A 23,147-nucleotide genomic window follows, 5' to 3' on the forward strand; every position below is an offset into this window, starting at 1 on the left:
GTATACTTACGCGCGTAATTCAAGGTCATTAATTAAGGAATGGGTCACGTGAATCCAATTGTAAAGAGTTTTGAGTATGGTCAACATACAGTCACCCTGGAAACAGGCGTTATAGCGCGTCAAGCTGATGCAGCCGTGTTAGCGAGTATGGGTGACACGACAGTGTTAGTCACTGTTGTAGGTAAAAAAGAAGCTGAAGCAGGCCGTGACTTCTTTCCTCTGACTGTTAACTATCAAGAAAAGAGCTACGCAGCGGGTAAAATTCCTGGTGGTTTCTTTAAGCGTGAAGGCCGTCCTTCAGAAGATGAGACATTAATCGCTCGCCTGATCGACCGTCCAATTCGTCCTCTTTTCCCCAATGGTTTCACCAACGAAGTTCAAGTTATCATCACTGTGGTATCTGTCGATCCACAAATCGAGCCAGATATTATTTCGATGATCGGTACTTCGGCGGCGCTTGCCATTTCGGGTATTCCATTCAGCGGTCCATTAGGTGCGGCGCGTGTGGGTTACATCAATGGCGAATACGTACTGAACCCAACAGTGACTCAGTTAGAAAGCAGCCAACTAAACTTGGTTGTTGCAGGTACTGAGAGCGCGGTATTGATGGTTGAGTCAGAAGCTCAAGCCTTACCAGAAGAAGTGATGTTAGGCTCAGTAGTTTATGGTCACGACCAACAACAAGTGGTTATCAAAGCGATTGCTGAATTCAAAGCAGAAGCCGGTAAACCTGCTTGGAATTGGACTGCTCCAGTGCAAGATGAAACGCTGGTTGCTCAAATTAAAGCGCTTGCTGAAGCGGGTTTAGGCGATGCGTATAAAATCCAAGTAAAGCAAGATCGTTATGCTCAAGTTGCTGTTGTTAAAGCTGCAACGAAAGAAGCGTTATTAGCAAGCAATCCTAACATTGATTTACGTGAAGTTGATGGTCTGCTCGGTAGCTTAGAGAAGAAAGTGGTTCGTGGTCGCATCATCCGTGGTGAGCCGCGTATCGATGGTCGTGAGCCAGATATGATTCGCGCATTAAGCGTATTGGCAGGCGTATTACCACGTACCCACGGTAGTGCACTGTTTACCCGTGGCGAAACCCAAGCGCTGGTGACTTGTACTTTAGGTACTGAGCGTGACGCACAGAAGATTGATAGCATTATGGGCGAGCGCACTAGCCGCTTCATGCTGCACTACAACTTCCCTCCTTATTCTGTTGGTGAGACAGGTATGGTGGGTTCACCTAAGCGTCGTGAAATCGGCCACGGCAAGTTAGCATGGCGCGGTATCAACGCAGTAATGCCATCTGCTGAAGAGTTCCCATACAGTGTGCGTGTGGTTTCTGAAATCACTGAATCTAACGGTTCAAGCTCTATGGCATCAGTCTGTGGTACGTCTCTTGCGCTGATGGATGCGGGTGTACCTATCAAGACTTCTGTAGCGGGTATCGCTATGGGTCTAGTGAAAGAAGGCGATGACTTTGTGGTTCTGTCTGACATCTTAGGTGATGAAGACCACTTAGGTGATATGGACTTCAAAGTAGCCGGTACCCGTGACGGTGTGACTGCACTGCAGATGGATATCAAGATCGAAGGTATTACCAAAGAAATCATGGAAATTGCACTGCAACAAGCCTATGGCGCACGTGTACATATCCTAAACGTGATGGATCAAGCGATTGGTTCGCACCGTGATGATATCTCTGACCATGCTCCACGTATCACAACTATCAAGATCAACCCAGAGAAGATCCGTGATGTTATCGGTAAAGGCGGCGCGGTAATTCGTGCACTGACCGAAGAAACCGGCACGACTATCGAGCTTGAAGATGACGGTACAGTAAGAATTGCTTCTTCTAATGGTGAAGCCACCAAAGAAGCTATCCGTCGTATCGAAGAAATCACTTCAGAAGTTGAAGTGGGTCGTATCTACAACGGTAAAGTTATCCGTATCGTTGACTTCGGTGCCTTCGTTAACATTCTGCCAGGTAAAGATGGTTTAGTGCACATTTCGCAAATCAGCGATGAGCGTGTTGCTAATGTCTCTGACCACCTTGAACTGAACCAAGAAGTCACCGTTAAAGTGATGGAAGTGGATCGTCAAGGCCGTGTAAGACTGTCAATCAAAGAAGCACAGACTAAAGAGCCAGCTGCTGAATAATGGTCTAAACAGACATTATCGGTGTCAGTTTCGACGTGACGTGACTAAAAGGAGATCAATTGATCTCCTTTTTGTTTGTTTGGGTTTAATAAAGTTGTGTTTAATGCTATTCCTCAATAGCAGTCCAGTTGTGGGATTGCTATCATGAACATTCTTCTGCGTGAGTTGGGAATCTAAAAAGGTAGAAATGGATGAGTCTTAAAATTAGAACCGCTGTTGTTGCTGTGCTGGCGGGTGCCAGCTTGATGTTGGCTGGATGTGCGACCACTCAATCCCCCTTAGACAACCAAAATGACGTTGAAGGTAAATTGGTTATCGCCCCAGTGATGACTGATTATAAAGTCGAGGTGACCCTTGCTAAGCTCAATGAGATTTTATCAGCTGTTGAATTGACCAACGAGCAGCGCGCTCGTTTCCATTACGATCGTGGGGTAATTTACGACAGCGTGGGCTTGCGTTTAATGGCGCGCATTGATTTTATGCAAGCGCTAAAATTGCAACCAGACTTAGCCGATGCCTATAATTTCCTTGGTATTTATTATACCCAAGAGGGGGAATACGATAGTGCCTATGAGGCGTTTGATGGCGTATTAGAGTTATCGCCAAACTATGATTATGCCTACTTGAATCGTGGTATCGCGCTTTATTATGGTGACCGTAATGATCTTGCCTTAAAAGATATGCAATCCTTCTATGCTGCCGATAATAAAGATGGTTACCGAGCATTATGGTTGTATTTGATCCAATCAAAGGATAATACCGTTGAGGCTAAACGCCAGCTACAGGAACACCGTAAGGGGCTTGAAGCGGATGCATGGTCAACCGTGATTGTTGATTATTATTTGGGCGTTAAGAGTCGTGAACAGGTATTTGCCGATGCCAAGTTAGGCCTCACTCATCCTAAAGAATATGCTGAACGTTTATGTGAAGCTTATTTCTATCTTGCCAAAATGGCCATTGCCAATAAGCAATATCAAGAGGCTGCAAATTATTTCCGCCTCGCCCTTGCGACTAATATTTATGACTTTGTTGAGCATAGATATGCGCGAATTGAGCTGGCAAAGGTCAAAGGGTTGCTCGAAGGCACAAAATAAGTCTTATCGCCCGAGGCTCATCTTGGGCTTTGCCTAGCCAAGCACGCACTGAGGCGCTATAATTTGCGCCTTTTTTAGCGATACGAGTGCATAGGTTAAATGTCAGACAATAAAGTAGAGGTCGATAAACGTCGCACCTTCGCGATTATATCGCACCCCGACGCGGGTAAAACCACCATTACCGAAAAAGTGCTGTTATTCGGAAACGCGCTGCAAAAAGCGGGTACCGTTAAGGGCAAAAAGTCGGGTCAGCACGCTAAGTCTGACTGGATGGAAATGGAAAAAGACCGTGGTATTTCGATTACAACGTCTGTCATGCAGTTTCCCTATGGTGGCGCGCTCGTTAACCTACTCGACACCCCTGGCCACGAAGACTTCTCGGAAGATACTTACCGCACCTTAACGGCGGTCGACTCTTGCTTGATGGTTATCGACTCGGCAAAGGGTGTTGAAGATCGTACCATCAAATTGATGGAAGTGACCCGTCTGCGCGATACACCCATCGTGACCTTTATGAACAAACTCGACCGTGATATTCGCGATCCTATCGAACTGATGGATGAGGTCGAGAACGTACTTAATATCGCCTGTGCGCCTATTACTTGGCCTATTGGTAGCGGTAAAGAATTTAAGGGTGTTTACCATATTCTGCGCGATGAAGTGGTGCTATACCAAAGCGGTTTGGGACACACGATTCAAGAGCGCCGTGTGATTGAAGGTATCGATAACCCTGATCTGGATAAAGCGATTGGTAGCTATGCCGCTGATCTGCGTGATGAAATGGAACTGGTTCGCGGAGCATCAAACGAGTTTGATCATCAAGCCTTCCTAAAGGGTGAGCTTACACCAGTGTTCTTCGGTACCGCATTAGGTAACTTCGGTGTTGACCATATCCTCGATGGTATTGTGGAATGGGCGCCTAAACCGCTACCTCGTGAAAGCGATGTGCGGATGATCATGCCTGACGAAGAAAAATTCACCGGTTTTGTGTTTAAAATTCAAGCAAACATGGATCCTAAGCACCGTGACCGCGTTGCCTTTATGCGTGTTTGCTCTGGTCGCTATGAGCAAGGCATGAAGATGCACCATGTGCGCATCGGCAAAGATGTTAACGTCAGCGATGCGTTGACCTTTATGGCGGGCGACCGTGAGCGCGCTGAAGTTGCGTATCCTGGTGATATTATTGGTTTACATAACCACGGAACCATTCGTATCGGCGATACGTTCACTCAAGGTGAAAAGTTCCGCTTTACCGGTGTACCTAACTTTGCGCCCGAAATGTTCCGCCGTATTCGTCTGCGCGATCCGCTCAAGCAAAAACAATTACTTAAGGGCTTAGTTCAGCTATCTGAAGAAGGGGCTGTGCAGGTGTTTCGTCCCTTAGATACCAATGACTTGATCGTGGGTGCCGTGGGTGTACTCCAGTTTGAAGTGGTTGTTGGCCGCTTAAAGAGCGAGTACAACGTTGAGGCGATTTACGAAGGTATTAGCGTTTCAACTGCGCGCTGGGTTTATTGTAAAGATGAGCGTAAGCTAGAAGAGTTCCGCCGCAAGTGTAGCCAAAACTTGGCGCTCGACGGTGGTGATAACTTAACTTACATTGCGCCAACTATGGTTAACTTAAATCTTTCAATGGAAAGATACCCTGATATCGAGTTCGCTAAAACGCGCGAGCACTAACAGGTAAGTAGCTCTAGGGTTAAAGGCGGTGATTCACCGCCTTTTTTGTATCTAAAATTTGTGAGGTGACTGATGATAAGTTGGATAACTCGCGCGTGGCAGGCTTATATCCGTTGGTGCGACAAGATGGGACTCACGCCCGAGAATCGCCGTTGTTGCATGCCAAGATTAGAAGATCCGCCACTAATTCGAACTAAAGCTGATTGTCAAATAAAAGCGCAATCATCGAATGGAGACACAAAAACGGAGTGACAGATTGATGATGCTAGATACTCACGCGCACCTCGATTTTGTCGAGTTTGATAGTGACCGCGATCAAGTCATACAGCGTATGCATCATGCGGGCATCGATAATCTGATTATCCCAGGAGTCTCACCACAACACTGGACTAAACAATTGGCCATTGCTGAGCAATACCAGTGTTATTTTGCCTTAGGGATCCACCCTTGGTTTTGCCCGGGAGATGTTGATAAGGCCATCACAGAATTAACATTACAGGTTGCTCAGTTACGAGAATGTCCCCGCTTTGTTGCCATTGGTGAGTGTGGGTTAGACAAACTTTATGCTGACAATTGGAGCAGCCAGTTAGCATTTTTTGACGCTCAGTTGGCGCTTGCTTATGAGCAGAATTTGCCCGTTATCGTCCATGCGGTAAAGGCACATCAAGAGGTGCTATTCCATTTAAAGCGCCATAAACTCCCAAAAGCGGGCGTAATACACGCCTTTTCTGGCAGTCCTGATATTGCACTCGAATACACTAAGTTAGGTTTTAAACTAGGCATTGGTGGTTTAGTGATGAATCCGAATGCGAAAAAACTGCTCAAAACTGTCAGTGAATTGCCCTTAGAAAGTTTCCTACTTGAGACTGATTCTCCTGCCATGACTCCGCTAAATGTTACCGAAAAACGGAATCAACCCGCTAATGCTGTACTTTTTATAGACAAAATTGCAACTTTGCAAAAAAAATCTAGTGTTCTAATATCAGAACACTTGGTGTCGAATGCAATGCAACTGTTTGACCTTTAGTTGTTTTTGGTTAAACAGGTGTATGTCGCAATAGCATTTTGCTCTAAGCGATTGAAATTAAACTCCAAAATTTTGATCAAAACGACGATTTTCGACTTTCTCTCGGGTATAATCTGACTCGGAAATAGGTTGATTAACAACATAATTAAAAAGTGTTAACAATAGGGTGATGGTTAATGAATATATTGATGAGCTTAGTAGGGGTGGTCGTCCTACTTGCGATAGGTTTCCTCCTATCGAATAACAAAAAAGCAATTAACTTGCGTACTGTGGGTGGGGCATTAGCCATCCAAGCTGCCTTCGGTGGTTTTGTACTGTACGTTCCTGTCGGTAAAGATATCCTGAAAGGTGTATCTGACGCCGTATCTAGCGTTATCGGTTATGCACAAAACGGTATCGGTTTCCTGTTCGGTGATTTAGCTAACTTCAAACTTGGCTTTATCTTCGCGGTAAACGTGTTGCCAGTTATTGTGTTCTTCTCTTCTCTTATCGCCGTTCTGTACTATTTAGGCGTAATGCAGTGGATCATCCGTATCATCGGTGGTGGTCTGCAAAAAGCATTAGGCACAAGCCGTACTGAATCTATGTCTGCGACTGCTAACATCTTCGTTGGTCAAACTGAAGCGCCGTTAGTTGTTCGTCCATTCATTCCTACTATGACTCAATCAGAACTGTTTGCGATCATGGTGGGTGGTTTAGCTTCTATTGCAGGTTCAGTACTGGCTGGTTACGCGCAAATGGGCGTGCCTATTGAGTACTTAGTTGCTGCGTCATTCATGGCGGCACCAGGTGGTCTATTAATGGCTAAACTGATGCACCCAGAAACTGAAGTTGCTAAAAACGACATGGATGAATTACCAGAAGATCCTGATAAGCCAGCTAACGTATTAGACGCTGCTGCTGCGGGTGCTTCATCTGGTATGCATTTAGCGCTGAACGTAGGTGCAATGCTGTTAGCCTTCGTTGGCTTGATCGCTATGATCAACGGCATCATCGGTGGTGTAGGTGGTTGGTTTGGTGTTGAGGGTTTAACACTGGAACTGATCCTTGGCTATGTGTTCATGCCTTTAGCATTCCTTATCGGTGTGCCTTGGAATGAAGCATTAGTTGCTGGTTCTTTCATTGGTCAAAAGATCATTGTTAACGAATTCGTAGCTTACCTGAACTTTGCTCCATACTTAAAAGACATCGCTGATGGCGGTATGGTTGTGGCTGAAACTGGTTTAGCTATGACCGACAGAACCAAAGCGATTGTTTCGTTTGCACTGTGTGGTTTCGCTAACTTGTCTTCTATCGCGATTCTGTTGGGTGGTTTAGGTGCTATGGCTCCTAACCGTCGTCACGATTTAGCTAAAATGGGTATTCGTGCGGTTATCGCAGGCTCGTTAGCTAACTTAATGAGTGCAACAATTGCGGGTCTGTTCTTAGCTATCTAAGCACAGAAACGTTGGGGAGAAATTCCCCACTAACTAGGTCCTGACCATGCAGGGCAGGACCTAAGTTAATTCAACCATTTTCCAGTAGTGATTCCTGTAGTGAATAGTTTCTCCGATTGTATAGGTCAGATTACAACTAAACTTTAGCTGTGATGCTGTCTTACGGTCGTGACGTACGGTTAAGTTAATTAGTCGTAAACAATAAGTCGCGACTTTGTTCACAATTAAGAATTTTGTGTTCGTGATTTTACGCAAGATTATTGAGATTTTTTTTAATCGAGGTAAAATGCGAGCGCCACAAAAAGAACGCTACCCAAGACGGTAGCAACCAAAATAATGGGGTTGATGATGAAAAACGTTAAAACTTTAGCTTTAGCCGCTACAGCAGTAGCAGCAATCTCCGGCAACGCATTTGCTGCAGACCGTACTGACCTTCACGGTTCTGACTACAAGTGGATGCAGTTCAACGCTATGTACTCTATCGGCGAAAAGCCAGAGAACCCAGCGGCAGGTGACCAGCACGACTACTTAGAAATGGAATTCGGCGGCCGTTCTGGTGTATTTGATCTCTATGGTTATGTTGACGTATTTAACTTAGCAAACCAATCAAGCAGCAACGGTGACAAGAATCCTGGTACAGGTAAAAGCAAGCTGTTTATGAAGTTTGCACCACGTGTATCTATTGATGCATTAACTGGCAAAGACTTATCTTTCGGTCCAGTACAAGAAGTTTACTTCTCTACTCTGTTCAACTGGGACGGTAATGTTGGTTCAGGCGTTAACTCTACCTTCTGGGGTGTTGGTGCTGACGTAAACGTGCCTTGGTTAGGCAAAACAGGTATGAACCTGTACGGTTACTACGACATGAACGCTAAAGAGTGGAATGGTTACCAATTCTCTGCGAACTGGTTCAAGCCTTTCTACTTCTTCGACAACAAGAGCTTCCTGTCATTCCAAGGTTATATCGATTACCAATTTGGTGCAGACGAAGCTTACTGGCCTGTAGTTGAAAATGGTCCATTAGTAAAAGGCAAGTCAACTAACGGTGGTAACATCTTCTTCGGTCTATACTGGCACTCAGATCGTTATGCTCTGGGCTATGGCCTGAAAGGCTTTAAAGATGTTTACTTACTGACAGACGATGGCGCTACTGGCCTAGAATCAACAGGTTGGTCACACTACCTGTCTGCTACTTACAAGTTTTAATTTCTTGTAAGAGCCGTTGGAGCCGCGATGGCGGCTCCATCTTTTATGTGTCATGAATCTTGATCTAAACCCATTTATAATTTGAGCAGTGCGTTTATATAAAGGTTTGTGTTTTTCTCGCGCTAAAACGGATTTTTCGCGGAAAAGTAGGAACAAGACATTATTCGTATCCTCTCTTCCGGTCTTCAAGGATTCAAGTCGTGATCACTTATAGTCAATTTAAGTGTCAGGATGCCTAGTTATGTATAGGCAAGATTGAATACCTAATAAATATGTAATTTGCCCTACACAAATTACTCGGCATCGCCTGAAGGCCCGGCCATATAAAAATAATCAAAATAATGCCACCTCTAAGCGTTGCTTATAAGCGACTGATTTCTGTTTATTTGTTTTTTCTTTTGGAGAGCTATTATGACTGATTTAAAAAAAGCAGCACAACGCGCCATCGAACTTATGGATTTAACCACCTTAAATGATGACGATACCGATCAGAAGGTGATCGACCTGTGTCACAAAGCTGTGACGCCAGCGGGTAATACTGCTGCCATCTGTATCTATCCTCGCTTCATTCCTATCGCACGTAAGACCCTCGATGAATTGGGCGCTGAAGACATTCAAATCGCGACAGTAACCAACTTTCCACACGGTAACGACGATATCGCTATTGCGGTATTAGAAACCCGTGCAGCGGTTGCCTATGGCGCCGATGAAGTGGACGTGGTATTTCCATACCGCGCGCTGATGGAAGGCAACGAAACAGTCGGCTATGAGTTAGTCAAAGCCTGTAAAGAAGCCTGTGGTGAAGTATTGTTGAAAGTCATTATTGAATCGGGTGTATTAGCCGATCCTGCGCTTATTCGCCGCGCCTCTGAACTGTCTATCGATGCGGGTGCTGATTTTATCAAGACTTCTACCGGTAAAGTGCCAGTCAACGCGACACTTGAAGCGGCTGAAATCATGCTGACTGTGATCAGTGAAAAGAACACCAAAGTAGGCTTTAAGCCTGCTGGCGGCGTACGTGATGCTGCTCAAGCAGCAGAGTTTTTAGGTGTGGCTGAGTGTATTCTCGGTGCGGATTGGGTTTCTCCACGTACCTTTAGATTTGGTGCTTCAAGCTTACTCAACAGCTTGTTACACACATTAGAATTAGCCGATGCGCCTAAGCCGACTCAAGGCTATTAATCGAACATTGCATCTCGATTAATACCAAAATCGTATATCGAAACTAATTAAGTGTGACCTAAATCTAGTTGGAAACATCAAAACTTCGATAGCATGCAATTGTAATATTGCTACAGTTTTGATGTTTCATTGCAAAGCTAAATAACGGATATGTTGTATTAGTATTTAGCTTGGAGGCAGTATCATGTTTCTAGCTCAAGAAATTATACGTAAGAAACGCAATGGGTTAGCCTTGAGTACCGAAGAGATCCAGTTCTTCGTTAAGGGCATTACCACTAATGCAGTGTCGGAAGGTCAGATCGCCGCATTAGGCATGGCTGTGTATTTTAATGACATGAATATGGATGAAAGAATCGCTTTGACCACGGCAATGCGCGATTCTGGCACTGTACTCAATTGGCAATCACTTGGTCTTAATGGCCCTGTCATCGATAAACACAGTACAGGTGGTGTCGGTGATGTGATTAGTCTTATGCTCGGTCCCATGGCTGCTGCCTGCGGTGGTTATGTGCCGATGATTTCGGGTCGCGGACTCGGACATACAGGCGGTACGCTCGATAAGTTCGACGCTATTCCCGGTTATCAAACCGAACCTTCGAGTGAATTGTTCCGCAAAGTGGTTAAAGACGTTGGTGTAGCGATTATTGGCCAAACTGGTGATCTGGTCCCCGCCGATAAACGTTTCTACTCCATCCGTGACAACACTGCGACCGTCGAATCCATCTCCCTCATTACCGCCTCTATTCTCTCTAAGAAATTAGCTTGTAGTCTCGATGCATTGGCGATGGACGTTAAAGTCGGTAGCGGCGCATTTATGCCAACTTACGAAGCCTCTGAAGAGCTTGCTCGCAGCATTGCGGCGGTAGCCAATGGCGCAGGTACTAAAACGACGGCCTTACTCACCGACATGAACCAAGTGTTAGCCTCATGTGCGGGTAATGCGGTTGAAGTGAAAGAAGCCATCGACTTTTTAACCGGTGCTTACCGTAATCCTCGTCTGTACGCTGTGACTATGGGTCTTTGCGCTGAGATGTTACTCCTTGGTGGCTTAGCGACTGATGAAGCGGATGCCCGTGCCAAGTTAAACCGTGTACTCGATAATGGCCGTGCTGCCGAGATCTTTGGCAAGATGGTTTCAGGCCTCGGTGGCCCCGTCGATTTTGTCGAAAACTACAGTAAGTACTTACCGCAATCGCAAATTATTCGCCCTGTCTTTGCGGATACCCAAGGTTATGCCTACAGCATGGATACCCGCGAACTCGGTTTAGCCGTGGTTACCTTAGGTGGTGGTCGTCGCAAACCTGGTGATGCACTCGACTACAGTGTTGGTTTGACGCAAGTCTGTGCCCTTGGCGATAAAATTGATGCTTCTACGCCGATTGCTGTGATCCACGCGCAATCTGAAGAAGCCTTTGCGCAGGCAGAAGAAGCGGTGAAAAAAGCGATTCATATCGATGAAGTCGCTCCAGAAAAAACACCTGAGATCTATGCTTATATTCGAGCTTCGGATCTTTAAGGAAGAATTATGAAACGTACAGTTATAATGATGTTGGATTCCTTTGGCGTGGGCGCTGCTGGTGACGCCGCTAAGTTTGGGGATCTAGGTTCTGACACATTTGGCCATATCGCCAAAGCATGCGCCGAAGGTAAAGCGGATACTGGTCGTAAAGGCCCATTAGCTCTGCCAAACTTGGCTCGTTTAGGGTTAGCCCATGCCGCGATGGAGAGTACCGGGGCGTTTGCACCAGGCTTTGCGGACAATATTGACTTGATTGGTGCCTATGGCCACGCTCAGGAATTAAGTTCGGGTAAAGATACTCCGAGCGGTCACTGGGAAATGGCGGGAGTACCCGTATTATTCGAATGGGGCTATTTTAGCGAGCACCAAAACTCATTCCCTAAAGAGCTGACCGATAAGATTTTGGCCCGTGCGGGACTCGATGGCTTTTTAGGTAACTGCCATGCTTCTGGTACTACTATTCTGGAAGAATTAGGCGAAGAGCATATGCGCTCTGGCAAGCCAATTTTTTACACCTCGGCAGATTCTGTATTCCAGATTGCCTGCCATGAAGGCACATTTGGCTTAGAAAATTTATATCGTCTTTGCGAAATCGCTCGTGAAGAGTTAGAACCTTATAACATTGGCCGCGTGATTGCGCGTCCATTCGATGGTACTGGCCCAAGCGACTTTGCTCGTACTGGTAACCGTAAGGATTACTCCCTCGAGCCGCCAGCGAAGACAGTGTTAGATAAGTTAAAAGCCGCCGGTGGTGAAGTGGTGAGTGTGGGCAAGATTGCCGACATTTACGCTTACTGTGGCATCACCAAAAAGGTGAAGGCAAACGGTTTAGAAGCGTTATTTGATGCAACGTTAGCCGAAGTGAAATCAGCGGGTGAAAATACTATCGTATTCACTAACTTTGTTGATTTTGACTCCCACTATGGCCACCGCCGTGATGTAGCAGGTTATGCGAAAGGGCTGGAGTATTTCGACTCGCGTTTACCTGAAATGCTGGCGCTGCTGGATGAGGACGATCTGTTAATCCTCACCGCTGACCATGGTTGCGACCCAACATGGCAAGGTACGGACCATACTCGTGAATATGTGCCTGTATTGGCCTATGGCGCAGGACTGAAAGCCGGCTCACTCGGTCGCCGTAACAGTTTCGCCGATATCGGCCAATCTATCGCAAGCTACTTCAAGCTTGAGCCGATGGAATACGGTGAGTCGTTTATCTAAGTAAACGAGCAAGATCTCGATTTGGTGGCCAACATTGGGCCGCCAGTAAACAAAGACTTAAGTCTTAATAAAATAAACAGGGGTTATTTCGATGGCAACACCACACATTAATGCTGTAGAGGGCGCATTCGCTGAGACAGTTCTGTTTCCAGGCGATCCATTACGTGCAAAATATATCGCTGAAACATTCTTAGAAAATGTTGAGCAAGTGACTGACGTTCGAAACATGTTAGGTTTTACTGGTACTTACAAAGGTAAACGTATTTCTGTTATGGGTTCAGGCATGGGTATTCCTTCATGCTCAATCTATGCAACTGAATTAATTAAAGACTACGGCGTTAAGAACCTGATCCGCGTGGGGACTTGTGGCGCGATCAGCACTGACGTTAAAGTGCGCGATGTGATCATCGGCATGGGTGCTTGTACCGATTCTCAAGTTAACCGTTTACGTTTCAAAGGCCAAGATTTCGCGGCTATCGCGAACTACGAGCTGATGAATGCCGTGATCGAATCTGCCAAAGTGAAAGGCACTAAGATCCGTGTTGGTAACGTTTTCTCTGCCGACCTGTTCTACACTCCTGATCCACAAATGTTTGACGTGATGGAAAAAATGGGCGTGTTAGGCGTAGAGATGGAAGCCGCTGGTTTATACGGTGTTGCCCATGAATTCGGTGCCCGTGCACTGTGTGTGGTAACGGTATCTGACCATATCCGTACTGGCGAAAAAACCACTTCTGATGAGCGTCAAACCACGTTCAACGATATGATCGTGATGACATTAGACGCTGCAATTACGCTGTAATGTGTTGCTAATGCAGTCATAAGAAAAGGGTTCGCATTGCGAACCCTTTTTATTACCCTGTCTTCTTTTAGATTAGCCTGCTAAACCGTGCTGCCAAATGTTCGATGGATAAAATCCTGTAATGCGGCGCAGACCAAAGATGCCTCAGTTTGACCTGAGACGCTTCAATTAACCCGTTGAGTCTGTGTCTAAATCGCTCGGTTGAACAGGGACTTTCTCCGCGGAGGATTTCGAGGTATTGGTCTTCACGCGGCGGACCGATTTAACCTTAGGTTTATTCGGGGTGGATACTGATGTTTGTGGCTCTGTGGCCGACGCAACAGCTTGCGTCGACTGCGTTTTAGACTGAGGTATAGTGTTGGATGATGAATCATCCTTTGCTCCTATCTCAGGTGCTGTTTCTGGTTTCAACTCAGTTTTCAGATCAGACACTTGCTCTGGCATTTGCTCAGACTCAGTTTTTGTTTCTGTAATGGCTTTGGCCTTCTTCACTTTAGTCTGAATACTGGCTTGATTACTGTTTTCATCCGGCACTTTAGCGTTTTCTGTGATTTTTCCTAAAGGCAAAGTATCTGTAGTTTGTTTATTTTCTTCGGTTTCTTTATTTTCTGTCGGCTTTTGAGCGGCCTCTGTATCACTCGCGATGACTTCATCCAATTGCTCATCCTGATGACCCGCAGACTTCGATTCCTCAGCCGCTTCAGGGGCTTTTATCGCTTTATTCTTTTTAGGGTTTTTACGCAATTTGGCGCGGGTGCGGCGACGGTCAAAATCGGCGCGTTTAAAAGATAAAGCGCGGGATAACAACATGCCTATTAGGCCTGCAACCAGCAGCATTATTTGTTGCTGCTCCATATTCAGGTTATGCGCTTCTTTGATTTCATTAAAAAATAGTTTGGTATCGAGCCTAACCTCGACATAACCTAAATTCTTGCCATCCTGAGTCACGGGTTCAACATAGGGGGGATATTTGCTCAGTAGCAGACTCATTTCTTCTGATTCGGGATCTAAGGCATCTTTAGTCAGGCTTTGAGCAAAGGCTAAGCGTATTCCTTGATCGCTAAATATTGCAGCCGACATCACCTTAGGATCTTCAACTAGGGCGCTGGCGAGCCACTGGAGTTGCTCATCATTTTGTAATTGTAGGGCGGGCGCCGCGCTATAGGCCGTTTGCTGCACCAGTAATCTGGCCATCTTTTGCGTTTGGGACTTTAGAAGCAGCTGACCTTGTAGTAGGCTTGTTTGCCACAATTGCACTAAGCCGACCATCAAGGTCAAGGCGATGGCGATTTGGAGCAGTCTACTGATTTTATGGCTTTTCTTTAGCCCTTTAAGATATAACACTTTGACCCTTAATAATGAGAGCGCTTGCCTAATCATAATTGATTCTGCGTGAGCCCGATAGTTGGAGAACACGAGTCCTATGGAAAGCTTGAACCAAAATCCGCTGTTTGTATGGTTAGCAGCTAACCCTTTACCTCGCTTTGAATATCAGGGGCTCAGTTTCGAGGCTTATCAGGAATCGTCTACGCGGCCATCCTTGAGTGTATTTGCTATGCGTCTGATTTACGAAGATTTAAGTCTTGAAGACTCTCTTGCGACTTGGATTGTTTCTCTGGCTGAAAGTCTCAAATTAACCATGCTCTCCATCGCACCTATTCGTCGTCAAGTGGCACTGCATTGCGTCGAATTAGCGCTGCCTGTAGAACCCAGTGCTGAATTGTTAGCAACCTGTCCATCTCAGGTGGAGTTACATTTAATTCACGGCCCATTACCTAAACTGAGCGAGCCCGGTTTACTGGTGATGGACATGGATTCTACCGCGATCCAAATTGAATGTATCGATGAACTTGCCGCGATGGCTGGGGTCGGCGAGCAAGTGGCGGCGATCACTGAGCGCGCGATGCAGGGGGAGCTCGATTTTGAGCAGAGTCTGCGCCAAAGGGTTGCCCAGCTTCAGGGCGCCGATGCCAAGATTATTCAAACCTTGTGTGACACTTTGCCATTGATGCCGGGTCTTGAGGCTATGTTGACCGAGCTTAAGTCGCATCATTGGCGCCTCGTTGTGGCTTCAGGAGGCTTCACGCCGTTTGTTGGCCACTTAAAACAGCTGCTGAATTTAGATGCGGCCTTTGCCAATGAATTAGTCATAACGGACGGTAAGCTGGCGGGAGCCGTCACCGGAAAAGTCGTCGATGCCCAGTTTAAGGCCGATGTGGTCAACCGTTGTAGCCAAGAATGGCAAATCCCAGTGGGGCAACGTGTGGCGATAGGTGATGGTGCTAACGATATTCCTATGGTGCAGGCGGCTGACTTTGGGATTGCCTTCCATGCCAAGCCCAAACTTGCCGCCGCAGCAGATGCTCGGATCCGTAGTTTGGACCTTAGAGTATTGCCTTATCTGTTGCAGTTTTAATAAGTGACTCAGTCGACTATGTGGTGACATTAGAGTAATGACTCTTGTTTTTTGAGGCTTAACTGGTAGTTTAGTGTTCATTAATGGACTACCAGTGACTGACTTTGACTTCAACTCCAGATGAGCATTCTGCTCAAACACTTTCACAAACCTCCCTCTATCTTCCTTATCGGGATGGACAGTTACACCTGCGCCAGTTGTTGCCAACTACTGCTGATTTTTCTAAACCGCCGATCCTGATGTTGCATGGCGCTATGTCAAATGGCCGAGTTTTTTACAGCCAGAGCGGTCGTGGTTTGGGATGTTTTCTTGCTAAGGCGGGTTTTGTGGTTTATGTGCTCGATACCGCTGGACGAGGATTAAGTTTACCAAAAATCAGTCGAGATTTTACCTTAGGACAAGGTGAGGTGATCCGTGAGCAATTGCCATTAGTACAGCAGTCTATTTTGAATATTCATAATCAGGCCTGTCAGGAACAGGGGAAAATATCCCCCTCACGTGTGCATTGGTGCGCCCATTCCTGGGGTGGCGTGTTGATGGCGAGCGCCTTAGCACGTTACCCTGAACTGCAGCAAAGTGTGCGTTCACTACTCACCTTCGGCAGTAAACGCACTATTCGCGTCAAATCTTTCAAAAAATGGTTGATGGTCGATGTGTTTTGGAATCGCCTTGCCCCAAGTTTAGCGGTTGGGCAGGGATATCTCGCCGCCGATAAACTGCGTGTCGGTATGGATAACGAGAGCCGGGCATCATTGAATCAAAGTATCGATTGGGTGCGAGGTGAGTGGCGCGATCACGATGACGGTTTTGATTATGCCAAGGCGGCGAAGGCAGCCAACTGGCCCGTCGCTTGGTTTATAGCGGGGCAAAACGATACTGTGCTTGGGCATCCTGAAGATGTCGCCGATATGATCTCTGAGTGTGGCTTTCGCCAAGTGAAATTCACTTTGCTCTCAAAGGCGAACGGCTTTAAACACGACTATGGCCATGCGGATATGCTGACTCATCTGGATGCGATGAGTGACCATTTTCCGCTGATCCGCGATTGGTATTTAGGCTTTGAACTCGCGGTATTAAAAGACGAGGAATAAGTTAGGCCTGTTTATGTAACACTGGGTATCTTAATTCCACCTCTTGGGTGATATCCAGCAATTCACCTACACCGATAATACGCCAGAGCTGATCTTCAAGTTGTTTTGCCCTGTGATTTGCATGGATATTGATATATTCCAATTCGCGGCGCAGATACCCCATATCCGGTTTTTCGGTGGCACCTCGATAAATTCGTAGCGCCATAAAACGTCCGGCCAATTTACTTTGGGTGATAAATGCGACTTTAGCTTGAGCATCACCGACTTCAATAGCGGGTATACATTTTAAATGGAATCGGCCGCGGGACTGACGCGTCAGTTGAATAAAAACTTCAATAAAATCCATATCCTGCTGGGGTTTCATTTGGCGGATGGGGTCGAGAATATCCCGTTTAAAAAAGCCATCCTTGAGCAGCGGAGCGAGGTTATATTGCAACGTATCTGAAGAACCCGCGGCAAAAATATCACTAATTTCATCATGTTCAGTACTGACACCTAAGCAAGCCACTTGTGCTGATTTAGTCGTTTTTTCAACGAAGTAGGGCACAGAATGGAGTTCGCGTAATAGGATATTTTTAAGTCCATCAGCAAGCTCGTTTGCTTCACTATTATTTTCAGTGAGTTGTTCTAGCTTTTCTTTATTGTGGGCGATTAATTTGTTTAAAAACTCGACACCAACATGGGGCGTATGGCCCATGACAGCGGCTAAATGTAATGTGACGCCATTCTTACGGGTTCGAACCAAGCGGTAGGGTAAATTCTCGAGTTGAGTTTTGCCGGCAATGGTTTGCAGTTTAGGTAAACTGATCATTAAGGGTTTATTGGTTACAAACGCCGTGGGATTGTCGAGCGTGAGCTGCATGCCACGACCTGAGATATCTAAGGTGATTCCTGTTGCTTTTAGGCCACCCTGCGAGACATTGACTAAGGTTTTAAAGGCGAAGCGTGCTTCCTGCCGCCGTTCACTAAATTGCATTGCAATCGGTTTGATTTGGTGGGTGCTGAGCCGTTGCTGGCCGAAAGCTTTTAGGGCATTGGCATTGCTATCATCCTGCCAGGCTTTATAGGTCGCTCTTTCATCCTCATTGGTCAGATCGATAAGTTGTAGCATATGGCTAAACAGCGCTAACTGTTGTTCGACCAGCGGACTATATTTGGCATCATCTCCCGGTAATGTCGCTCGGCGATAGCCTTTAGCATGGTAAATTTTATCAGGAACCAGTTTGAAAATACGCCAGCTTGGTTTGGTTGAAGCAAAACCTAAAAACAATGATACCAAGCCTTTAGCTTTTAATTCGGCTAAGGTTGCCGAATAAAAATACAAGCAGCCTTGGGCGTTGTAGGTAAACGTAAAAAATAACCCATAGTCAGGATTTTCGGGATGGCTAAGTAGCGCAGAAAGCCGTGCTGATGTCAGCATTGCTGGTAACTGGCTGATATCGTTCTCATCTTGAAAATAATGCACTATCTGCTGATTATCTCGACTCAGCAGCATATGGCTAATTGATTGGGTTTGTTGATTCAAAAATAACGGTAAATGTGGCAAATGCGGCAGATAATGACGCTCGAATCCAAGGCCGGATGCGGTTACTAATACGTCATTAACATCGAGTTTATAACGGAGTTTATAGCCTCGAATCAAATTGCCCAGCATTTCGCCTAGCGCATCAGTGCCACCAATACGCTTCAATCTTAACCAAATAAATTCACCATTAGTTTGGCTATCAACAATGTGGTAATCGACTCCAAGTTGTAGATCGGGGTAATAATATTCTTCACTTAGCTCGAGAAGCTTTACCTTTAGCGGTTTATCGAGGTCAAAAGGATGATTCGCCGCCAAGCGAATGCGCGCACCACCAATGGATAAATCAACGGTGATCCCCGGCATTTCAGGTCTGCCAGGTTGGGAAACGGCAATGCGGATACTGTAATTCATCCGCTCTTCAGTGCGATTAAAATAACTGCCGAGTACAACGCCTGGCACCATAAAGGGTTCGAGTTCGACGGTATCGCTTTGTTGTGTCACCTGGCGTAATTTTTGTCGCCGAAGTTGATGGGCGGCGATGACGTATTCATATACGCCTAAAGTGTATTTGTTACGGTATAAGGACATGGCCTCTTGCAGGCTATGTTTAGCGGGTTCATCGAGAAAATGGCGTTGTTGACCCAGCATGACTTCACTACAGGGCAACTCTGACTTATCCCTAAGGTCAATAATCCGCGTGCAGGGCGAAGCTAAACGATTCAACTCCATTTTTAATAAAAAACGGGTGGAATTGTTTTCATCGACAGTCAGCTGCTGGAAAATCTCCTGGAAGTTAGGTTCCATGAGCAGCGGCTTGAGTTGTTCTATGAGTGCACTATGGTTATCTAAACTCATGTAGTGGTCTTTTCTAATGCTGATTTTATGCGTGCTGTGTTAGTCTAATGTCGGCAGTATTCACAGTTACTTAAATTGATTTTATACAGATTTTAATAAGTTATGGCAAAGAATAAAACCGCGTACGTGTGCAATGAGTGTGGACAGGATTTTCCCCGTTGGCAAGGGCAATGCAGTGCTTGTCACGAGTGGAATACGATAACTGAAGTGCGCTTAGGTGCTGCCTCGCCCGGACGGGGGACTCAGTTTGCCGGTTACGCTGGTGCAGGCAGTAGCGAAGTCAAAACCTTAGACCAAATTGATCTCAATGCTTTGCCACGTATAGTGAGCCACTTTGGTGAACTCGACCGGGTACTTGGAGGCGGCATTGTGCCTGGATCGGCGATTTTGATTGGCGGTCATCCCGGAGCTGGTAAGAGTACTTTGCTGCTTCAGACCTTATGCCATTTAGCCGAGCAAATGCCCGCGCTTTATGTTACTGGGGAAGAATCGCTCCAGCAGGTGGCGATGCGGGCCCATCGTCTTGGCTTACCGACCAATAAACTGAGGATGTTATCCGAAACCAGTGTGGAGTTGATCTGCGAAGTCGCCCTGAAAGAATCACCAAAAGTCATCGTTGTCGACTCTATTCAAGTTATGCATATGAGCGATGTAGCGTCGAGTCCCGGCAGTGTGTCGCAGGTACGTGAATCAGCCTCCTATCTAACCCGTTTCGCCAAGCAAAATGGCATTGCTGTTATTATGGTGGGTCATGTCACCAAAGATGGCAGCCTCGCCGGGCCAAAAGTGCTCGAGCACTGTATCGATTGCTCGGTGATGTTTGAAGGGGATAGCGACAGTCGTTATCGCACTTTGCGCTCCCACAAGAACCGCTTCGGGGCGATCAACGAGCTGGGCGTATTTGCCATGACGGAACGTGGCCTGAAGGAAGTGGCTAACCCATCCGCAATTTTCCTCTCCCGCGGCGAGGAAGAATCCTCGGGCTCCTTGGTCATGGTGGTGTGGGAAGGTACGCGCCCGTTACTGGTTGAACTGCAAGTGCTGGTGGATAATTCTGCCATGTCCAATCCGCGCCGTGTGGCAGTGGGGATGGATGCAAACCGTTTGGCCATGTTGCTTGCGGTGATGCATCGCCACGGTGGCTTGCAAATGTCGGATCAGGACGTGTTTGTGAACGTGGTTGGCGGGGTTAAAGTAACCGAAACCAGTGCCGACTTAACCCTGCTACTGGCTATGGTATCGAGTTTTCGTGGCGATATTTTACCGAGTGATTTAGTGGTGTTTGGTGAAGTGGGCTTATCTGGCGAAATTCGACCTGTGCCAAATGGGCAAGAACGTTTAGTCGAAGCCGCTAAGCATGGTTTTAAACGAGCGATAGTGCCTCGAGCGAACGTGCCGAAAAAACCACCAGTGGGAATGGAAGTGGTGGGCGTTTCCAAACTGTCAGAAGCCCTTGAAGCAATCTAATCTAAAAAAACAAACAGCGCCTTAAGCGCTGTTTGTTTTTTCTCGGGAGTCAAGCCCGTACCCAATCATTATCCGTGCAATCACTATCCGTGGTGTTTAATCGGCGGAATGATGTTTTTCGACAAAGAGCGCCAATTCACGGTTCAGAATTGAGGCATCGCCTAAGTTAAGCTCAACGATGCGTTTGAGGTGGCTGATGCTGTCGACATCGATAATGTTACATTTAAGCCCAAGTTGGTGATTACGTTGATGCACCAACTCAGTTTCCATTTGCAGCTCAATATCCGAGCCCTGCAGAGTAAAGTTAAGGATGATAGGCTCATCTGAATGGCTAAATCCTGCGGGTTCTTCCACTAAAGCGCCATTTAGGCTGAGATCCAATATTGAGGTTTGCCATTGCTTTTCACCTTGGTGTATTGACGCACTTGCGGCAAAGAGGATCCGTGAAAAATGTCGTCTTTCATCAATCACTAATTCTTTATCTTTCATAGTTTGTTAGCGCCCACACCAATCAATATGCCTAAGCATATGTCATATTGAGGAGACTGTAAAAGCTCGGCAGATTTTTGTGCAATAAAGTAATGCAGATCGCATATTTTACCTTTCCTTCATATGCAAATATGAAAAAGTATGAATAATTCAGTTAAGCAAAATAAGAGAAGTAGAACATGGCCTATAGTGTGCTCGTTGTCGATGATGAAGCGGTTATTCGTGCGCGATTGAAGGGATACTTTGAAAAGGAAGGTTATCGTGTGATTGAGGCTGCCGATGGCGAGCAAATGTGGTACGAGTTTAATCGTCAACATATCGATTTAATTATGTTAGATATTAACCTGCCTGGGGTCGATGGCTTAAGTTTAACCCGTGAGTTACGCAGCCGCTCCCATGTGGGGATTATCTTAGTCTCTGGCCGTGATGAATCGATTGATAAAATCGTTGGCCTGGAGATGGGCGCCGATGATTATGTGACTAAGCCCTTCGAACTGCGGGAGCTATTGGTGAGGGTAAAAAACCTGCTTTGGCGGATTTCTTTGGTAAAACAAGCCGAACAGGCGCTGGTGCAGGAATTATCACAGCCCGATGATTTGATAAGTTTTGAAGGCTATCAGCTTGAATTAAATAGTCGTAAGCTGCGCCAAGGGGAGGAGCTTATCAAGCTCACTAAGGCCGAATTTGAGTTATTAACCGCCTTTGCTTTGCATCCGCAGCAGGTACTTTCCCGCGAGCGCTTAATGCAGCAAACCAGTCATCGCAATCATGATGTGAATGACAGAACCATAGATGTCATTATCCGCCGTCTACGTAATAAGCTCAATCCTGAGCTCTTTGTCACTGTCCATGGTGAGGGGTATTTATTTGCCGCTAAGGTGGATGACTGATCTCTAACTTAGATCTTGTGTTAAGCGCTCAAGGGCGCACTTGATACAAGGGATAAAAATCCGCTTCGGCAAGGCTAAAGCCAAGTGCAGACAGGGTATTTTTTGAGGTGGTGCGCTCAACGATAGCTGGACCTATATCGCCAAAAGGCGCGGCGCCTTCGAGCTGTTTTACCGTAACATCGATGGCGAGTTTGCCCTGCAATACGACCAGATCATCATTGCTGTAGACCACTTTTTGCCGCATCAAGCCGCGCAGAATCGCGGGGGATAAGTAACTGCTCACCAGCTTAATGTCTTGCGTCAGCTGTTTTTGTTTGAGGGTGCTGACGGCGGCTTCTATCGCCACCGCACTACCTAGAATATAGTTAGGCTGCTGAGCCTTAAGCAGTATCTGTAATTGGTCGCGGTAGAGATTGCGATTGTTATCGGCATGCTGAATCGCACTGATACTGACATTGCTGCCCTCGAGGGCATGGCGAATGCCTTGCTCGACTAAATCTGTGCCGCCTAGGTTTTCAGGGCCCGCTAAGAGGGCCAAGGTAGTTGGCTGGGTGGGCGAATGCGCCTTGGCATCTGCCTTAATAAAATTGCCTGCGCTCAGTCCCATTTGATACCAGTTAACACCGATATGGGTCTGCACTTGCTCTGCATTGAGTTTATTGACTAGGGCAAGCACGGGTTTGGTTAACGGCTCAGAAAACTGTTCGAGCAGATTGGGACTCACGGCGCCGAGCAAAATCGCGTCGTAATCACCCTTCATACAGGCGCTTAATTGCTCGAGCTGTTTATCTTGATGGTAGTAGCTGCCTGCTTCGAACAGGTCCAGCGACACACCGAGATGTTTCGCCTGTTGGATCAGGCCGTAGTTGATGCCAATCCAATAGGCGTCCTTAAGATGAGGCACTAAGGCACAAATGCGCCAAGCCTGTTGTGCCTTACTCAGGGGATGATAATCAAGTGCCTGCGCCTGTTGAATTTTGGCATTAAAGGGTTGGCGTTGCTCTAATGGCCAAGTTTGGCTGTTGGCGTCAGCAGTCGATAAACATAACAGCCCAAAAGTGGTGAGTGTGAGCAAAGCTTGCCAAAATTTTCCCATTGT

General features: G+C 46.4%; 19 protein-coding genes. 15 read left to right on the forward strand and 4 right to left on the reverse strand.

Features of this window, described 5'->3' with window-relative positions:
- The first annotated feature begins 48 nt into the window (after positions 1-48).
- From pnp to deoD, 11 genes are all read left to right on the forward strand, one after another.
- The gene (gene pnp, locus HG547_RS02275; protein ID WP_037415351.1) at positions 49-2,148 is read left to right on the forward strand and encodes a polyribonucleotide nucleotidyltransferase; all 2,100 of its coding nucleotides are present in this window, start codon (positions 49-51) and stop codon (positions 2,146-2,148) included.
- Between the two features lie 191 nt (positions 2,149-2,339).
- A complete protein-coding gene (gene nlpI, locus HG547_RS02280) occupies positions 2,340-3,242 on the forward strand; it encodes a lipoprotein NlpI (protein WP_047535362.1) in 903 nt (300 codons plus the stop codon).
- A 99-nt stretch (positions 3,243-3,341) separates the two neighbouring features.
- Positions 3,342-4,922: a peptide chain release factor 3 gene (gene prfC / locus HG547_RS02285; RefSeq protein ID WP_037415348.1), complete on the forward strand. Its 1,581-nt coding sequence runs from the start codon at positions 3,342-3,344 to the stop codon at positions 4,920-4,922.
- A 69-nt stretch (positions 4,923-4,991) separates the two neighbouring features.
- Positions 4,992-5,174, forward strand: a complete 183-nt coding sequence (locus HG547_RS20955) for a hypothetical protein (RefSeq protein ID WP_306299126.1) — start codon at positions 4,992-4,994, stop codon at positions 5,172-5,174.
- Positions 5,175-5,184: 10 nt separating this feature from the next.
- A complete protein-coding gene (locus tag HG547_RS02295) occupies positions 5,185-5,949 on the forward strand; it encodes a TatD family hydrolase (protein ID WP_169547034.1) in 765 nt (254 codons plus the stop codon).
- A gap of 176 nt (positions 5,950-6,125) precedes the next feature.
- The gene (locus tag HG547_RS02300; protein ID WP_037415347.1) at positions 6,126-7,385 is read left to right on the forward strand and encodes a NupC/NupG family nucleoside CNT transporter; all 1,260 of its coding nucleotides are present in this window, start codon (positions 6,126-6,128) and stop codon (positions 7,383-7,385) included.
- Positions 7,386-7,733: 348 nt separating this feature from the next.
- Positions 7,734-8,591 carry an outer membrane protein OmpK gene (locus HG547_RS02305; protein WP_169546876.1) on the forward strand — a complete coding sequence of 286 codons (858 nt, stop codon included), beginning with the start codon at positions 7,734-7,736 and terminating at the stop codon, positions 8,589-8,591.
- A 411-nt stretch (positions 8,592-9,002) separates the two neighbouring features.
- Positions 9,003-9,773, forward strand: coding sequence for a deoxyribose-phosphate aldolase (deoC, locus tag HG547_RS02310; RefSeq protein WP_169546878.1), 771 nt, complete (start codon positions 9,003-9,005; stop codon positions 9,771-9,773).
- A gap of 184 nt (positions 9,774-9,957) precedes the next feature.
- Positions 9,958-11,289 carry a thymidine phosphorylase gene (gene deoA, locus HG547_RS02315; RefSeq protein WP_037415345.1) on the forward strand — a complete coding sequence of 444 codons (1,332 nt, stop codon included), beginning with the start codon at positions 9,958-9,960 and terminating at the stop codon, positions 11,287-11,289.
- Positions 11,290-11,298: 9 nt separating this feature from the next.
- Positions 11,299-12,513 (forward strand): phosphopentomutase, encoded by a 1,215-nt coding sequence (locus HG547_RS02320; RefSeq protein ID WP_169546880.1) that lies wholly within the window; start codon positions 11,299-11,301, stop codon positions 12,511-12,513.
- Positions 12,514-12,604: 91 nt separating this feature from the next.
- Positions 12,605-13,315 carry a purine-nucleoside phosphorylase gene (deoD, locus tag HG547_RS02325; RefSeq protein WP_011621831.1) on the forward strand — a complete coding sequence of 237 codons (711 nt, stop codon included), beginning with the start codon at positions 12,605-12,607 and terminating at the stop codon, positions 13,313-13,315.
- Between the two features lie 168 nt (positions 13,316-13,483).
- Here the strand turns inward: deoD and HG547_RS02330 are convergent, their stop codons facing one another.
- Positions 13,484-14,695: an AhpA/YtjB family protein gene (locus HG547_RS02330; protein ID WP_211164520.1), complete on the reverse strand. Its 1,212-nt coding sequence runs from the start codon at positions 14,693-14,695 to the stop codon at positions 13,484-13,486.
- 43 nt (positions 14,696-14,738) lie between these two features.
- On the opposite strand from HG547_RS02330, the gene serB reads away from it, so the two are divergent.
- Positions 14,739-15,731: a phosphoserine phosphatase SerB gene (serB, locus tag HG547_RS02335; RefSeq protein WP_169546882.1), complete on the forward strand. Its 993-nt coding sequence runs from the start codon at positions 14,739-14,741 to the stop codon at positions 15,729-15,731.
- Positions 15,732-15,835: 104 nt separating this feature from the next.
- Positions 15,836-16,822 (forward strand): alpha/beta hydrolase, encoded by a 987-nt coding sequence (locus HG547_RS02340; protein WP_169546884.1) that lies wholly within the window; start codon positions 15,836-15,838, stop codon positions 16,820-16,822.
- Between the two features lies 1 nt (position 16,823).
- On the opposite strand, the gene HG547_RS02345 is transcribed toward HG547_RS02340, so the two are convergent.
- Positions 16,824-19,202 (reverse strand): PilZ domain-containing protein, encoded by a 2,379-nt coding sequence (locus tag HG547_RS02345; RefSeq protein WP_169546887.1) that lies wholly within the window; start codon positions 19,200-19,202, stop codon positions 16,824-16,826.
- A gap of 102 nt (positions 19,203-19,304) precedes the next feature.
- On the opposite strand from HG547_RS02345, the gene radA reads away from it, so the two are divergent.
- Positions 19,305-20,669, forward strand: a complete 1,365-nt coding sequence (gene radA, locus HG547_RS02350; RefSeq protein WP_037415324.1) for a DNA repair protein RadA — start codon at positions 19,305-19,307, stop codon at positions 20,667-20,669.
- A gap of 96 nt (positions 20,670-20,765) precedes the next feature.
- Here the strand turns inward: radA and HG547_RS02355 are convergent, their stop codons facing one another.
- Positions 20,766-21,158, reverse strand: coding sequence for a PilZ domain-containing protein (locus tag HG547_RS02355; protein WP_086024078.1), 393 nt, complete (start codon positions 21,156-21,158; stop codon positions 20,766-20,768).
- Between the two features lie 179 nt (positions 21,159-21,337).
- Here HG547_RS02355 and torR point away from each other — a divergent pair, with 179 nt between their 5' ends.
- A complete protein-coding gene (gene torR, locus HG547_RS02360) occupies positions 21,338-22,048 on the forward strand; it encodes a two-component system response regulator TorR (RefSeq protein WP_037430273.1) in 711 nt (236 codons plus the stop codon).
- Positions 22,049-22,076: 28 nt separating this feature from the next.
- Here torR and torT read toward each other — a convergent pair whose 3' ends face one another.
- Positions 22,077-23,144, reverse strand: a complete 1,068-nt coding sequence (gene torT, locus HG547_RS02365; RefSeq protein WP_169546889.1) for a TMAO reductase system periplasmic protein TorT — start codon at positions 23,142-23,144, stop codon at positions 22,077-22,079.
- Positions 23,145-23,147: the final 3 nt, after the last annotated feature.

The sequence above is a fragment of the Shewanella sp. DNRA4 genome (genome assembly GCF_012843185.1).
Taxonomy (GTDB): Bacteria; Pseudomonadota; Gammaproteobacteria; order Enterobacterales; family Shewanellaceae; genus Shewanella; species Shewanella xiamenensis.